The organism is Pseudomonas sp. PSKL.D1 (assembly GCF_028898945.1).
Lineage (GTDB): Bacteria > Pseudomonadota > Gammaproteobacteria > Pseudomonadales > Pseudomonadaceae > Aquipseudomonas.
The window spans coordinates 2,850,849-2,866,174 of record NZ_CP118607.1 but is presented as its reverse complement, the minus strand read 5'-3'; the positions used below and the strand labels follow the sequence as shown (position 1 = coordinate 2,866,174).

13 protein-coding genes are annotated in these 15,326 nt (G+C 64.4%); 8 read left to right on the top strand and 5 right to left on the bottom strand.

Annotated elements, in window-relative coordinates; translation table 11 throughout:
• Position 1: 1 nt before the first annotated feature.
• The 4 genes from PVV54_RS12815 to PVV54_RS12800 all read left to right on the top strand — a co-directional run bounded on the left by PVV54_RS12815 (position 2) and on the right by PVV54_RS12800 (position 6,417).
• Positions 2-880 carry an ABC transporter permease gene (locus PVV54_RS12815; RefSeq protein WP_274910299.1) on the top strand — a complete coding sequence of 293 codons (879 nt, stop codon included), beginning with the start codon at positions 2-4 and terminating at the stop codon, positions 878-880.
• Positions 877-2,496: a dipeptide ABC transporter ATP-binding protein gene (locus PVV54_RS12810; protein ID WP_274910298.1), complete on the top strand. Its 1,620-nt coding sequence runs from the start codon at positions 877-879 to the stop codon at positions 2,494-2,496. The genes PVV54_RS12815 and PVV54_RS12810 overlap by 4 nt, the downstream gene beginning before the upstream one ends.
• A gap of 174 nt (positions 2,497-2,670) precedes the next feature.
• Entirely contained in the window at positions 2,671-3,777 is a 1,107-nt protein-coding gene (locus tag PVV54_RS12805) for an LLM class flavin-dependent oxidoreductase (RefSeq protein ID WP_274910297.1), read from the top strand.
• A 165-nt stretch (positions 3,778-3,942) separates the two neighbouring features.
• Complete coding sequence (locus tag PVV54_RS12800) at positions 3,943-6,417, top strand: TonB-dependent receptor plug domain-containing protein (protein ID WP_274910296.1); 2,475 nt, start codon at positions 3,943-3,945, stop codon at positions 6,415-6,417.
• A gap of 6 nt (positions 6,418-6,423) precedes the next feature.
• On the opposite strand, the gene PVV54_RS12795 is transcribed toward PVV54_RS12800, so the two are convergent.
• The 3 genes from PVV54_RS12795 to PVV54_RS12785 all read right to left on the bottom strand — a co-directional run bounded on the left by PVV54_RS12795 (position 6,424) and on the right by PVV54_RS12785 (position 9,946).
• Positions 6,424-7,743, bottom strand: coding sequence for an LLM class flavin-dependent oxidoreductase (locus PVV54_RS12795; protein WP_274910295.1), 1,320 nt, complete (start codon positions 7,741-7,743; stop codon positions 6,424-6,426).
• A gap of 114 nt (positions 7,744-7,857) precedes the next feature.
• Entirely contained in the window at positions 7,858-8,796 is a 939-nt protein-coding gene (locus tag PVV54_RS12790) for an ABC transporter substrate-binding protein (protein ID WP_274910294.1), read from the bottom strand.
• 79 nt (positions 8,797-8,875) lie between these two features.
• Positions 8,876-9,946 (bottom strand): LLM class flavin-dependent oxidoreductase, encoded by a 1,071-nt coding sequence (locus PVV54_RS12785; protein ID WP_274910293.1) that lies wholly within the window; start codon positions 9,944-9,946, stop codon positions 8,876-8,878.
• A 257-nt stretch (positions 9,947-10,203) separates the two neighbouring features.
• On the opposite strand from PVV54_RS12785, the gene PVV54_RS12780 reads away from it, so the two are divergent.
• The 3 genes from PVV54_RS12780 (at position 10,204) to PVV54_RS12770 (ending at position 13,621) form a co-directional block, all read left to right on the top strand.
• Positions 10,204-10,812 carry a cysteine dioxygenase family protein gene (locus PVV54_RS12780; protein ID WP_274910292.1) on the top strand — a complete coding sequence of 203 codons (609 nt, stop codon included), beginning with the start codon at positions 10,204-10,206 and terminating at the stop codon, positions 10,810-10,812.
• Positions 10,809-12,392, top strand: coding sequence for a rhodanese-related sulfurtransferase (locus PVV54_RS12775; protein WP_274910291.1), 1,584 nt, complete (start codon positions 10,809-10,811; stop codon positions 12,390-12,392). Before PVV54_RS12780 ends, PVV54_RS12775 begins: the two co-directional genes overlap by 4 nt.
• Before the next feature lie 179 nt (positions 12,393-12,571).
• Positions 12,572-13,621: an NAD(P)-dependent alcohol dehydrogenase gene (locus tag PVV54_RS12770; protein WP_274910290.1), complete on the top strand. Its 1,050-nt coding sequence runs from the start codon at positions 12,572-12,574 to the stop codon at positions 13,619-13,621.
• Between the two features lies 1 nt (position 13,622).
• On the opposite strand, the gene PVV54_RS12765 is transcribed toward PVV54_RS12770, so the two are convergent.
• Positions 13,623-14,126: a peroxiredoxin gene (locus tag PVV54_RS12765; protein ID WP_274910289.1), complete on the bottom strand. Its 504-nt coding sequence runs from the start codon at positions 14,124-14,126 to the stop codon at positions 13,623-13,625.
• A 176-nt stretch (positions 14,127-14,302) separates the two neighbouring features.
• On the opposite strand from PVV54_RS12765, the gene PVV54_RS12760 reads away from it, so the two are divergent.
• Positions 14,303-14,710 carry an ACT domain-containing protein gene (locus PVV54_RS12760; RefSeq protein WP_274910288.1) on the top strand — a complete coding sequence of 136 codons (408 nt, stop codon included), beginning with the start codon at positions 14,303-14,305 and terminating at the stop codon, positions 14,708-14,710.
• A 40-nt stretch (positions 14,711-14,750) separates the two neighbouring features.
• Here the strand turns inward: PVV54_RS12760 and PVV54_RS12755 are convergent, their stop codons facing one another.
• A complete protein-coding gene (locus PVV54_RS12755) occupies positions 14,751-15,152 on the bottom strand; it encodes a nuclear transport factor 2 family protein (protein WP_274910287.1) in 402 nt (133 codons plus the stop codon).
• Positions 15,153-15,326: the final 174 nt, after the last annotated feature.

Below are 15,326 nucleotides of genomic sequence, written 5' to 3'. Positions count from 1 at the left end.
CATGACCCTCGACATCACCCTCACCGCCGAGGCCTCCTGGCAACGGCGGACCCGCCTGCAACGTGTGCATCAGGCCTTTGTGCCGCTGCTGCGCCGCCCAGGCTTCACCCTGGCGTTGCTGACCGTGCTGTTTGCCCTGCTCTGCGCCCTGGCACCCCACTGGTTGAGCAGTTTCGACCCCTACGCCACCTCGCCCGCCGACAAACTCAGCGCACCCAGCGTTGTGCACTGGTTTGGCACGGATGAACTGGGCCGCGACCTGTACACCCGTGTCGTGTATGGCGCGCGCTTGTCGGTATTGGCCGCCCTGCTTGCCGTGGCCATTGCCTTGGTCGGTGGCCTGGGCCTGGGCGTGCTGGCGGGGTTTGCCGGCGGGCGCACGGATGCGGCGCTAATGCGCCTGATCGACGTGCTGCTGGCCCTGCCCGGCCTGCTGCTGGCATTGGCCATCGTCACGGCCATCGGCTTTGGCACGGTGCCGGTGGCCGTGGCGGTCGGGGTTGGCATCATCCCGGGCTTCGCCCGCACCACACGCGCCGAAGTGCTGCGTATCAAGACCTTGCCCTATGTGGAGGCCGCGCGGCTGGGCGGCGCCAGTTGGGCCCGCACGCTGTGGCGGCATGTGCTGCCCAACGCCTGGGGCCCGGTGGCCGTGCTTGCCACCCTCGACTTCGGTGCGGCCATCCTGGCCACCGCCGGGCTCAGTTTCCTCGGCTTTGGCGCCGCGCCGCCCGCGGCCGAATGGGGCACGCTGATCGCCAATGGCCGCCACTTCCTGATCACCGCGCCCTGGGTATCCCTGTTGCCGGGGCTGTTCGTGGTGGCCGTGGTGTTCAGCCTCAACCACCTGGCGCGTAGCGCCGAGGAACATGCCCGATGAGCCAGCCCGCCTTGATCGAGGTCCGCGACCTCAGCATCAGCTATACCTTCGCCGGCCAACGCACCCAGGCCGTGCAGCAGTTGTCGTTCAACCTGGCACCGGGCGAAACCCTGGCGATCGTCGGCGAGTCCGGCTCGGGCAAATCCACCCTGGCCAACGCCCTGCTCGGCCTGCTGCCGGGCAATGCCCGGATTGACAGCGGCCAGTTGCGGGTCGATGGCATCGATGTGGCCCACGCCAGCGAACGCGCCAAACGCCAATTGCGTGGGCGCACCATCGGCCTGGTGCCGCAAGACCCGATGGTCAGCCTCAACCCCACCCTGCGCGTTGGCCAGCAAATCGCCGAGGCCCTGCTGCTGGCCCGTGGCAGGCGCTACCCAGGGCTGGATGCCGATGTGCTCGACCTGCTGGCCCAGGTCGGCCTGGACGACCCGGCCCTGCGAGCCCGCCAGTACCCCCACGAGCTGTCTGGCGGCATGCGCCAGCGGGTGCTGATTGCCATCGCCCTGGCCGGCCAGCCCAAACTGATCATCGCCGACGAGCCCACCAGCGCGCTGGACGTCACTGTCCAGCGGCGCATCCTCGATCACTTGCAACAACTGGTCGCCGAACGCGGGATTGCCTTGTTGATCATCACGCACGATCTGGGTATGGCCTGCGACCGTGCCGACCGGCTGCTGGTGATGAGGCAAGGCCAGTTGGTGGAGCAGGCCTCACCCCGTCAAATCCTTTGGGCTGCGCAGCAGCCTTACACCCGCGACTTGCTTGATGCGGCGCCAGCCTTTGTGCCACGGCGCAGGCCAGGCGCAGCAGCGAGCCAGGTGCCGCTGTTGCGCCTGAACAACGTCGGTAAAGGCTTTGCAGTGCCCGGGCAAGCAGAGCCCTTCACGGCCCTGCATGCCCTGAGCCTTGAGGTGCACGCCGGGCAGACGCTGGCCATTGTCGGCGAGTCCGGCTCGGGCAAAAGCACCGCATTGCGTATTGCCCTCGGGCTGGAAAAACCCAGCCAGGGGCGTGTCGAAATCGCGGGCAACGATGTCACCGGCTACAACTGGCAGCAGTTGCGCCCCTTGCGCCAGCGCATCCAGCTGGTACAGCAAAACCCGTTCGCCGCGCTCGACCCCCGCTTTACCGTTTTTGAGAGCATCGTCGAACCCTTGGTGTCGTTCGGCCTGCTCAAAGGTGAAGCACTGGAACGCAAGGCCCGCGAGCTGATACGGCAGGTTCACTTGCCCGTTCACTTCCTTGACCGCTTGCCCAAAGAACTGTCGGGCGGCCAGCGCCAACGGGTGGCGATTGCCCGGGCACTGGCGTTAGCGCCCGACGTGCTGTTGCTGGATGAGCCCGTCAGCGCACTGGATGTGTCGGTACAGGCGCAGATCCTGGCGCTGCTGGACGACCTTCAGCGCAGGCTGGGTGTGGCTTACGTGCTGGTGTCCCATGACCTGGCCGTGGTTGCCAGCATGGCAGACCAGGTGCTGGTGCTGCGTCGCGGCCAGGTGGTGGAGCAAGGGCCGGCGGTGCAGGTGTTCAGCCACCCGGCCAGTGCCTACACGCGTGAGCTGATTGCGGCCGTCCCAGGGCATTCGCGCAGCGTGCTTCCGGTAGCTGTGTAAAGAAACGTATTTATACGCATATTGTTGATCTACTGTTATTAACCGATTGCATACTTAGCTTAGAACCACAAAGCCTTTCACAACCCGCACTGCCCCACGTTAACGTCATCCTTGAACAGACCGACCCCTTTCCCGGCGGAGGCCAATTACCACGACGAAAAGGAGTTCCACCGCATGACCCTCGAATTCATCGGCCTGATCGGCCCCCAGGAAAGCAGCGAATCACAAGCCCCGCGTGGCCCGCTGGTTGATCTGGAGTTCATCAAGGCCTTTTCCCAGGCGCAGGAATACGGCGGCTTCGACAAAGCGCTGCTGGCAGTGAACACCAGCGCACCCGACTCGATGATTCTGGCCAGCTACGTCGCCGCATTGACCGAACGCATCGGCCTGCTGGTCGCCCATCGCCCAGGCTTTCAGGCGCCCACTTTCGCAGCCCGCCAGTTCGCCACCCTTGACCAGCTCAGCCGCGGGCGCGCCTCGATCAACGTGATCACCGGCGGTGACAGCGGCGACCTGCAACGCGACGGCGACTTTCTCGACAAGGACGCCCGCTACGCCCGCACCGACGAGTACCTGGAAGTGCTGCGCAACACCTGGACCCGACAGCAGCCGTTCGACCACCAGGGCGCGCACTACCGGGTGGAGGACAACCTGACCCTGGTGAAACCGGTGCGCAAAGAAGGCGTGCCCATCTACTTCTCCGGTGCCTCGGACGCCGCGGTGGAAGTCGCGGCCAAGCACGCCGACGTGTACATGATGTGGGGTGAGCCGCTGGAGCAGGTCCGCGAACGCATCGCCCAGGTGCGCAAGGCTGCTGCCCGCTACGGGCGGGAAAAACACATCCGCTTCAGCCTCTCGCTACGGCCGATCCTGGGGGCAACAGAAGCCGAAGCCTGGGCCCGTGCCGAGCGCATTCTGGCCGACGCGCAGCAACGCATCGGCATCCGCCAGGGCAACCGCCGCGAGAAGAATTTCGGGCGCAGCAACGCGGGCTCCGAACGCCTGGTGCAACTGGCCAGCGAGCGCAAGGTGCACGACACCCGTTTGTGGACCGAGATTGCCGCACTGGGTGGCGGTGCCGGTAATTCCACCTCACTGGTCGGCACGCCCGAGCAGGTGGCCGAAGCGGCGCTGGCCTACTACGAACTGGGCGTGAGCACATTCCTGTTCCGTGGCTTCGACCAGCTGCGCGATGCCGTGGAGTACGGGCAAGACCTGATCCCACGGATTCGTGCGCTGGTTGAGCAACTGGAAACGGGGCGTAGTACCCGTAGCGCTTGATCTGAGCCGGCCCCATCGCGGTTAAAACCGCTCCTACAAATGACGCCCCTCCTGTAGGAGCGGCTTCAGCCGCGATAGCCCCAACACAATTCCCGATTCTCAAACCCCACCGCCAGCCCAAACCGGGCCTGGCGCCTGTACCCCTGCGTGCATTTCGAGGCCCTGATGTTCAAACCGCCTTTCATCGCCCTGCCCCTGGCCTGCCTGCTTACCCCGCAGGCCTTCGCCGATACCACCCCCGAAGACCCACGCCTGAGCACCGTCACGGTGATTTCCACCGGCGTACGCGGCAACCAGCGCACCGTCGCCGACAGCCCGGCACCCATCGACGTGATCAGCAGCGAACAACTGCTGCGCACCGGCCGCGCCGAACTGTCCGAAGCCATCGCCAAACTACTGCCCTCGTTCAATTTCGGCACCAACATCGCTGGCTTCCAGTCGGGCGTACGGCCGTTGAGCAACCGTAGCCTCGGCCCCGCATACACCCTGGTGCTGGTCAACGGTAAGCGGCGCCACAACAGCGCCGTGCCGGCCAGCGGCTCCACCGACAACAGCGGCGCCAACGCAGTCGACATCGACATGATCCCGGTCAGCGCCGTGTCGCACATCGAAGTGCTAAAGGACAGCGCCGCCGCCCAATACGGTTCCGACGCCGTGGCCGGGGTGATCAACATCATCCTCAAGAGCGCCAGCAGTGGCGGCCATTACGAAAGCAGCTACGGCCAGCTGTACAGCGGCCAGGGCGAAACCATCAAAATGGCGGGTGACCAGGGCTTTACCCTGGGTGACGGCGGTTTTCTGCACCTTTCGGGCGAAGCCCGCAAACGCGGCACGGCCAACTGGATCGACAAGGCCGCCCCCGATTACCGCGCCTACTTCGAGGATGATCGCCAAGCCGCCTGGGACCACCAGGCCGTGAAAAACGGCGACCCCGACCTGCGCGCGTTCAGCCTGGGTTACAACGCCGAACTGCCCCTGAGCGACGATTTGAAGCTGTACTCGTTCGCCACCTACGCCGAACGCAAGCTTGAGGCCTACAACAACTACCGCTTGCCCAACAGCAATGCCTCGATCCCCGAGCTGTTCCCGGACGGTTACTTCCCCCTCAACAACATCAAGGACACCGACTACCAGTGGCTGCTCGGCGCCAAAGGCGCCGCCGGTGCCTGGGACTGGGACCTGTCCACCACCTACGGGCGCAACAAGAACGAACAGTCCAGCGACCTGACCATCAACCCCACCTACGGCCCGGCCTCGCCCACCTCCTTCGACGACCTGGCCACCTTGCAGTTCGACCAGTGGGTGAACAACCTGGACATCAGCCGCGCCTTCGACGGGCTGTTCGGGCTGGCGGTGCCGACCCGCGTGTCGGCCGGCCTGGAGCACCGCTGGGAGCGGTTCCGTACCTTTGCCGGCGACCCGGTTGCCTACAGCGTTGGCCCCTACACCTACCCGGCCACACTGGCCGACGGCAGCCCCAACCCACTGTACGCCCTGGCCAACGGCCAGACCGCCGTGGGTGCCCAGGCGGCGTTGACCATTCGCCCGGAAGACGAAGCCGATGTGAAGCGCAACAACTACGCCGCCTACCTCGACCTGGGTTTCGACCTGACGCCCCGCTGGTACCTGGGCACCGCCGCACGCTTTGAGCATTACGATGACGAGTCCGGCAACACGGCCAGCTTCAAGCTCAACTCGCGTTATGAGCTGACCCAAACCGTGGCCGTACGCGGCACGCTGGGCAGCGGTTTTCGTGCGCCGTCGCTGACCCAGACCGGCTACACCGTCAGCGACAACCGCACCGCGCTGGACGCCAATGGCAACGTGGTCCCGGCCCTGCGCCGCACCGTCGCCCCCGGCAGCGCCGCGGCCAAGGCCTTTGGCGGCGACTCGCTGGACCCGGAAAAATCACGCAATGCCGGCCTGGGCATCACCTGGCAACCGGCGCGGCGCACCAGCGTGACGCTGGACGCCTACGTGATCGACATCGACGACCGCATCCTGCTCACCGAGAACATCTACGACCGTGCAGGCGGTGCCGGTGCGGTTGGCGACATCCTCGAATCGCTCGGCCTGGCCCGCACCACCTGGATCAACTACTACACCAATGCCTTCGACACCCGCACCCGCGGGCTCGACCTGGTGGCCGACCACACCAGCGAATTCGGCGCGTTTGGTGATGTGCGCTGGACCCTGGGTTTCAACTGGAACAAGACCACCGTGCGCGGCACCCGCAACACGCCGCAGGCGCTGGCCGATGCCGGTATTCAGGTGGTGGGCCATGGCCGTGAGGGCGACCTGGTGGCAGCGTCGCCCAAGACCAAATGGGTGCTGGGCGGGCAATGGCTGCTCGGCAACTTCACCGGCACCCTGCAAACCACCCGTTACGGCAAGGTCGAGACCTGGCAGCAAAACCCCGCTCAGGACCGCAGCTTCGGTGCCAAGTGGATCACCGACCTGGACTTGAGCTACCTGTTGTTCGACAGCCTGACGGTGAGCCTGGGCGGCACCAACATCTTCAACGTGCGCCCGGACAAAAACGGCGTTTACAACCCTAATGGCAACCAGGCCGCCTACGGCAACCCGCCGTTCCATCCGGGCGGCGGGTATTGGTACACCAAGCTGGCGTATGACTTCTAAAAGCGCTTAGCGGCCGAACTGCGGGATCGCCAACCCCAGGCTTTCCCGCAGGGTATTGCCCTCATACGCCGTGCGATACAGCCCCCGCTCCTGCAGCAACGGCACCACCTCTTCGGTGAACCGACGGAACTGCCCGGGGTGGCCAATGTAGATGTTGAACCCATCCAGCGCCCGCGCCTCGAACCACTCAGCCATCTTCGCCGCCACGGTTGGCGCCGACCCCACAAACGCCCCGGGCCGCAGTTGCCGGCCGAACTCGACCGCCTGGCGCAAGCTGAAACCCTTGTCCCGAGCCTGGTCGGCGATACGCTTGGCGTTGGTGAAGAAACTGCTGCGGGCAAACTCAAGGCTTTGCTGCGGGAACGGCGCATCGAGGTCGTACTGGCTGAAATCATGCCAGCCGAAGTTGCGCCCGAACTCCTTCAGGGCCAGCTCGAAGCTGTGGTCCTGCTGATGGTAGTGCCGTTCTATTTCGCGGGCGTGCGCGTCGTTGTCGCCCACGTAGATTTCCGCACCGGGCAGCACCAGGAGCTGCTCCGGGTCGCGCCCCAGCTGTGTCGCACGTGCCTTGATGTCGCGGTAAAACGCCTGGCCCTGTTCGATACTGGCTGCATGGGTAAACACCACATCCGCCGTGGCAGCACCAAGATCACGGCCTTGCTCGGAGTCACCCGCCTGAAAGATCACCGGTTGCCCTTGCGGCGAACGCTGGATGTTCAGCGGGCCGACCACCGAAAAATACTCCCCTTTGTGCGCCAGCCCGTGCAGCTTGCCCGGGTCCAGGAAGCGGCCAGTGGCCCGGTCACGGGGGAAGGCGTCGTCTTCATACGAATGCCACAGGCCCTGCACCACCTGCACGTGTTCCTTGGCGCGGGCATAGCGGGTGTCGTAATCGTAATGCTCGTCCAACCCGTAGTTGCCGGCCGTGCCGGCATCGCCGCTGGTGACCACGTTCCAGCCTGCGCGGCCTTTGCTGATCAGGTCCAGCGAGGCGAGCCGGCGGGCCACGTTGTAAGGGGCGTTGTAGGACGTGGTAAGGGTGCCGACCAGGCCGATGTGGCGCGTGGTCACCGCCAGTGCCGACAACAGCGTCAACGGCTCCAGGCGGTTCAGGTAATGGGACGGCGACCCGGGGGTGATGAACTGGCTGTCGACGATGAACATCAGGTCGAACAGCGCTGCCTCGGCCTGGCGGGCAATGTCGATGTACCAGTCGATGTTGACGCTGGCGTCGGCGGGCAGTTCGGGGTCGAGCCACAGGTTATGGCGGCCTGGGCCGCCGCAACCCATGGTCAGGGCACCGAGTTTGATCTGGCGTTTGGTCATGGTGAAAATCCTTGCGAATAGTGTTGGCTTCATCGCGGATAAATCCGCTCCTACAGGGGCTGCGTTCCCTCTGTAGGAGCGGATTCATCCGCGATAGGGCCCGTGCAGGCTGGCTCAGTCGCCGCCAATGGAGGGCCCGAACGAGGTATCAAACAGCTCCCCCGCCGGATAACCCTTGATCAGCCCAAGCCCGGCGAAAAAGTCGACGGTCTTCTGTGCATCCACGATCACCTGTGGGCTGAGCGGGGCCAGGTCGGTACGCGCGCGGGCAAACCAGGCGCGGGCGATCTCGGTGTCGGCGCGGGTACGCTTGGCCCAGGCATCGGCATAAGCCTCGGTGTTGGCGGGGTCGCTCAGGGTCCACTCGCGGGCCTTTTTCAAGCGCTGCAGGAAGTCGCTGATCTGCGCCCGCTTGGCGTCCACTGCTTTGGCATTGGCCACCACGAAGCTCTGCGCCGGAATAAGCCCTTCGGCGGTGGCCAGCACCCGTGCGCCTTGGCGCTCTTGCTGGGTGACATAGGGTTCCCAGGTGGCAATCACATCCACCGAGCCGCCGTCCAGCGCGTGGGAGGCATCCAGCGCACTGAGGTAACGCAGCTCCAGTGCATCACGGGGCACGTCAGCTTTGTCGAGTGCGTTGAACAGCAGTTGCTGGCTCCAGGACCCCTTCCAGATGGCTGCCCGTTTGCCGCGCAGGTCGGCCAGGCTATGGATGTTCGAGTCCTTGCGGGCCAGGATTGCGACACCGTCAAGGTTCTGCCGGCTGACGGCGATGACCTTGATCGGCGCACCGAGTGCACCGAGAAACAGCGGCGGCGCATCGCCCAGCAGGCCGATGTCCAGGCTGCCGACGTTGAGGGCTTCCGCCACAGGGGAGCCTGCGGTGAACTGCTTCCATTCCAGGGTATACGGCAGGTTGTCGAGCACACCGGCCGCTTCCATCACGGCTCTGGCGTTGAAGCTTTGGTCGCCGACAACCAGTGTTTGCGCGGCGGCCGACAGGCTCAGTGAGGCGGCCAGCACACCGGCGGCCAATTGTTTGAGGTAGCGCACGTTCGTCTCCAGATACCCCGTGGGGCATGGCATGGCGATCCGCGCGTGCGGTCTCGTCGTTACTTGATGAAATTAAGTTTCAGGCGTTGCGCGCGGCAACCTTGGCGCGGGTCAGCGGGATCAGTTCGCGGCCGTAGTCCTCGGCATCCTCGAGCGGGTCGAAGCCGCGGATCAAAAAGCGCGTGACGCCCAGGTCGTAGTAGGCCAGCAGAGCATCGGCCACCTGCTCCGGGGTGCCGACCAGTGCGGTGGAGTTGTGCCCGCCGCCCACCAGCGCGGCGATGCCGGTCCAAAGCCGCTGATCGACGCGTTCGCCCTTGGCCACCGTGTCCAGCAAGCGCTGGGCGCCCACACTCTGCGGCTTGTTGGCAATCACCGGCCCGGCGCGTTCGAGGCGCGCACGGGCCTGGCCGAGAATGCCCTCGGCCTTTGCCCAAGCGGCTTCTTCAGTGGCGGCAATGATCGGGCGAAACGACACGCTGAACTGCACCTCGCGGCCGTGGCGTGCGGCTTGCGCACGCACCGCAGCAATGGTTTCGGCTGTCTGCTCCAGCGACTCGCCCCACAAGGCAAACACATCGGCGTGCTTGCCAGCCACTTCGAGGGCAGCCGGGGAAGAACCCCCGAAGTAGATCGGCAGGTGGGGCTGCTGCAAGGGCTTGATCGCCGAGAACGCGCCTTGCGCCTGATAATGGGCGCCCGCGTGGTCGAAAGGCTCGGCCTGTGTCCACACCTTGCGCACCACCTCAAGAAACTCGTCGGTGCGGGCGTAGCGTTGGTCGTGGTCCAGGTAATCGCCGTCCTTGCGCTGCTCGTTGTCGCTGCCGCCGCTGATCACATGCACAGCCAGGCGGCCGTCGAGCAGGTGTTCGAGGGTTGCCAGCTTGCGTGCGGCCAGCGTCGGGGCAACGAAACCGGGGCGGTGCGCCAGCAAAAAATGAATGCGCGAGGTCGCCAGGCCCGCCAGGGCAGTCACCAGAAAACCGTCCGGCTGATCAGACCAGTAGCCCACCAGGATACGATCGAACCCCGCCTGTTCGTGGGCTTGGGCGAAGCGGGTGATGTACGCCTTGTCGAGAATCGGGCCTTCAGGCTCGTGGGTTTCCGAAGACAGCCGATGGCCGATCATGCCGATGAATTGAACGCTCATGGGAGGGACCTTGGTCAGGGAGGTTCGAATATGCGTTTTTAATCTAAATACGCGACAGTTAATAAACTAAAACGTATAAACCGGGCTGTGAAATGCGCTTTTGGCATAACCTAATGCCACGGTCATGAGCGAATTTGAAAGCATAATGGCGTGACTGTAAATGCAGTAATTGCATATTAGCTTATGCATAATTTGAATTTTGAGAATAATCAGGGTGTTTGCTAGGGTTATCGGAAACCCTACGCAGAGCCTGAACCATGAGCCAACCATCGCGCCCCGACCGCCTGCGTCATTTCATCGGCGCCCTCGCCGACCTGCTGGACCGGCAACCCGACGAAGCCACCCTGCTCGACCACGGCCAAGGCCTGTTGCGCAGCCTGGTTGCCCACGACGACTGGCTACCCGATGAGCTGGCCCAACCCGACCCGACGCGTTACCAGCAATTCTTGCTGCACTGCGATTCGCGCCAGCGTTTCTCAGTGGTCAGCTTTGTCTGGGGCCCGGGGCAGCAAACCCCGATTCACGACCACCGCGTGTGGGGCCTGATCGGCATGCTGCGCGGCGCCGAATATTCCCAAGGGTTCGCCCGCAACCCGCAGGGCGCCCTGGTGCCCAGCGGCGCGCCGGTGCGCATCGACCCCGGCCACGTGGAGGCGGTTTCGCCGCGCATTGGCGATATCCACCAGGTCAGCAACGCCTTCAGCGACCGGGTGTCGATCAGCATTCATGTGTATGGCGCCAATATCGGCGCGGTCAGCCGCGCCGTGTACTTGCCCGACGGCACCGAAAAACCCTTTATTTCCGGCTATTCCAATACCCGCCTGCCCAACATCTGGGACCTGTCCAAAGAGAGCGTCGCCCCATGAGCAACCCTGTCACCCGAAGCTTGCATGACATCCGCCGGGCCTTGCTGGCCCGCGAAGAACTGGCCCTGATCGATGTTCGCGAGGAAGACCCGTACGCACAGGAGCACCCGTTGTTCGCCGTCAACATCCCGCTGTCGAAACTGGAAATCGAGGTGTACGCCCGGGTACCGCGGCGCGACACCGCCGTCACCCTGTACGACGATGGTGAAGGCCTGGCCGCAACGGCTGCCGAACGCCTGCGGGCACTGGGCTACACCAACGTAGCCCTGCTAGAGGGCGGCCTGGCGGGCTGGCGCGCCGCTGGCGGTGAGTTGTTCCGTGACGTCAACGTGCCGAGCAAAGCGTTTGGCGAGCTGGTTGAAAGCGTGCGCCACACCCCGTCACTGGCCGCCGAGCAGGTGCAGGCGCTGCTTGATGCCAAGGCCAACGTGGTGGTGCTCGATGCCCGCCGTTTCGACGAGTACCAGACCATGAGCATCCCCGGCGGCATCAGCGTGCCCGGTGCCGAACTGGTACTGCGCGTGGCCGAGCTGGCCCCGGACCCGGCCACCCAGGTGATCGTCAACTGCGCCGGGCGCACCCGCAGCATCATCGGTACCCAGTCGCTGGTGAACGCCGGCATCCCCAACCCGGTGGCGGCCCTGCGCAATGGCACCATTGGCTGGACCCTGGCCGGTCAGCAGCTTGCCCACGGCCAGGAGCGCCGCTTTACCGAGGTCAGCGCCGGTACCCGCAGCCACGCCGGGCAACAGGCCCGCGCAGTCGCCGACCGCGCCGGTGTGCTGCGCCTGACCACGGTTGGCCTGGCCGACTGGCAAGCCGACAGCACGCGCACCACCTACCTGTTCGACGTGCGTACCCCTGAGGAATACACCGCCGCCCACCTGCCCGGCAGCCGCTCTGTACCCGGCGGGCAACTGGTACAGGAAACCGACCACGTGGCCAGCGTACGCGGGGCGCGCATCGTGCTGTTGGATAACGATGGCGTGCGTGCCAACATGAGTGCCTCGTGGCTGGCACAAATGGGCTGGGAGGTGGCTGTGCTGGACGGGTTGGCCGAAGCCGACTTCAGTGCCCAAGGCGAATGGCAGCCTCCCCTGCCCGGATTGCCGACCGCCAGCGAAATCGGCGTTGCGCAACTGGCCGACTGGTTGCAGGAAGACGGCACCGTGCTGCTGGACTTCACCACCAGTGCCAACTACGTCAAACGCCACATCCCCGGCGCCCACTGGGCCATCCGCGCGCAGTTGGCCGAAGCGCTGGAGCACGTACCCCAGGCACAGCGCTACGTGCTGACCTGTGGCAGCAGCCTGCTGGCACGCTTCGCCGCCCACGACCTGCAAGCCCTGACCCGCACCCCGGTGTACGTGCTCGAAGGCGGCACTGCCCAGTGGATAGCCGCCGGCCAACCGCTGGAAACCGGCGAAACCCGCCTTGCAGTTCCCCGCAGCGACCGCTACCGGCGCCCCTACGAGGGCACCGACAACCCGCGTGAAGCCATGCAGGGCTACCTCGACTGGGAATTCGGCCTGATCGCCCAACTGGAGCGAGACGGCACCCACGGGTTCAAGGTGCTCTGAACGCACTGCCGCTCCGGGAACTACTGCCAATACGTTATGTGCAGTTCCATGAGAGCGGCTTTAGCCGCGATGGGTGCCATTGAGGAAGGATCAGGCAATCACCCCGGCGTAATGCGCTATCCGCCCGCGCAAGCCCAGGCAGACAATGGCTGCACACCTCACTTATGTGGAGCCACACCATGTCGATAAATGCCTATGGCGCCCATGCGGGCGACAAGCCCCTCGAACCCATGACCATCACCCGTCGGGCCACAGGCGCACACGATGTGCGCATTGAGATCGCCTATTGCGGCATTTGCCATTCCGACCTTCACCAGGCCCGCGCCGAATGGGCGGGCACACAGTTCCCATGTGTGCCCGGCCACGAAATCGTTGGCCGCGTGGCCCAGGTGGGTGCCCATGTGCAAGGTTTCGCCGTCGGCGACCTGGTGGGCGTGGGTTGCATCGTCGACAGCTGCAAACATTGCCAGGATTGTGACGAAGGGCTGGAGAACTACTGCGACGGCATGGTCGGCACCTACAATTTCCCAACCCCGGATGCACCCGGTTGGACCCTGGGCGGTTACTCCCAGGCCATCGTCGTACACGAACGCTACGTGCTGCGTATTCGTCATGCCCCCGAGCAACTGGCAGCCGTGGCGCCACTGCTGTGCGCGGGCATTACCACCTACTCGCCGCTGCGGCACTGGCAGGCTGGCCCCGGCAAGAAGGTTGGCATTGTCGGTATCGGTGGCCTTGGCCACATGGGCATCAAGCTGGCCCACGCCATGGGCGCGCACGTCGTGGCGTTCACCACCTCCGAATCCAAGCGCGACGCTGCGCTCGCCCTGGGTGCAGATGAAGTCGTAGTGTCGCGCAACGAGGACGAAATGCGCGCCCACGGCAAAAGCTTCGACCTGATCCTCAACACCGTGGCCGCCCCCCATGATCTGGATGCCCTGCTGGTGCTGCTCAAGCGCGACGGCAGCATGGCGCTGGTCGGTGCGCCGGCAACGGCGCACCCGAGCCCCAACGTGTTTAACCTGATCATGAAGCGCCGCACACTGGCCGGTTCGATGATTGGCGGCATTGCCGAAACCCAGGAAATGCTCGACTTCTGTGCCGAACACAACCTGGTCGCGGACATTGAACTGGTGAGTGCGCACGACATCAACGCCAGCTACGAGCGCATGCTCAAGGGCGATGTGAAATACCGTTTCGTCATCGACAACAGCACGCTAGGCGCCTGAGTCAGCCTCGCAAAAACGCCAGCATACTCTGAGCATCACTGACCTCCAGCTTGCCCGGCGCATCCACCACGATGCGCCGCACCACCCCGTCATCTGCCAGCAAGGCATACCGTTGCGAACGCCGGCCCATGCCACGGGCCGAAGCATCCTGGGCCAGCCCCAGGGCATCGGTGAGCGCGCAGTTACCATCGGAAATCATGCCCACCTCGCCCTCGGCCGCGAACGTCTTGCCCCAGGCGTGCATCACAAAGGCATCGTTCACCGCCACGCAGAGGATCTCGTCCACGCCGGCATCGAACAGGTCCTGCGCTGCCGCCAGGTAGCCGGGCACATGGCGCTCCGAGCAGGTTGGCGTGAACGCGCCGGGCAGGCCGAAGATCACGACTTTCTTGCCGACACAGCGTGCACGCAGGGAAAACGCCCGCGGCCCGATCGAGCAGCCGCCCTCGCCATCGTTGTACTCATACAGGGTGACATCAGGCAGCGAATCGCCAAGGTTGATCATGTTGGTCTCCAAACGCCACGCGCGGGCGAAAGGCACAGTGTGCCCCCAGAGCACGTGCCCTGCCCAGAACCGATGTAAAGTTCATCAGCACCGCTAATCGAGCATGAGCAACATTAATTAAGCGAATCGCCCACTGGCGTGCACACTGGCCCGCTCTACTGGATGGGAGTTACCCAATGGCTGGCGAAACATCGATCGAAGTGCTGCTGCGCAACATGCGCCCTACCCTCAACGAAGGTGAATTCGTGTTCTGCACGGTACCGGACATTTCGGTGCTGCAAGGGACTGAAGTGATTGGCACCTTCCGCGAACAAGAAGGCCTTACTGTGATCATCGAAAGGGCCCACGCCGACGCGCTTGGGCTTGAGTACAGCTTCGTGTCGGCGTGGATCACGTTGACGGTCCATTCGGCGCTGGATGCGGTGGGCCTGACGGCAGCTTTTGCCACTGCGCTGGGCAATGCCGGCATCAGTTGCAACGTTGTCGCGGGCTATTACCATGACCACATTTTCGTGGGCCTGGAGTACGCAGCCAAAGCGATGCAGGTACTGCAGGCTTTGTCCCGCTCGGGCAGTGCCGAGTAACGCTGCATCAGGCCAGCACGGGCGAAGCCCGTGCCATCCTTCACACCCCCCGGGCAATCTCCGGCACCAGCATCCACTCCGCACTGTCATTCCACACATCCATCCGCACAATCTTGCCGCCCTTGACCTCAAACCGGTCCAGGTAGCGGTTACCCGAAAAACTGCGCCCATCCGGCCATTGCCCGTACAACGTACCGTTGGAGTACACCACGGTATGGTCTTCACGCTCGCACCAGTCGAACTGCCCCAGCTCTTTCTTCACCCAGGTGTAACGCGCGCCGTTGAAGGCAGTGATGTCGGTGGGCGTGGGCATGTGGCGCCCGCCGGTGAAGGTGATGCGCACGTCGGCACTCATGTAGGTGGCGGCGCGCACCGGGTCGGGGGCCATCGAAGCGGCCAGGAAGTCACGCACGAGCTGTACGGCGGCGTTGCTGTCGGTCATGGAAAATCTCCGAGGTTGTCCAGAACGGGGCGTTGTGCCCCTGCGTTGCCTTGATCCAGTGCACGACCGCGCAGCTGGACCGCAGGCACAAGCCCCGTATCACGGGGTTTTTCGAGTATTTCCCGAATGGCACCTGTTTTGCTAGCACATTTTCACAAATTGCTAGCAATCAGG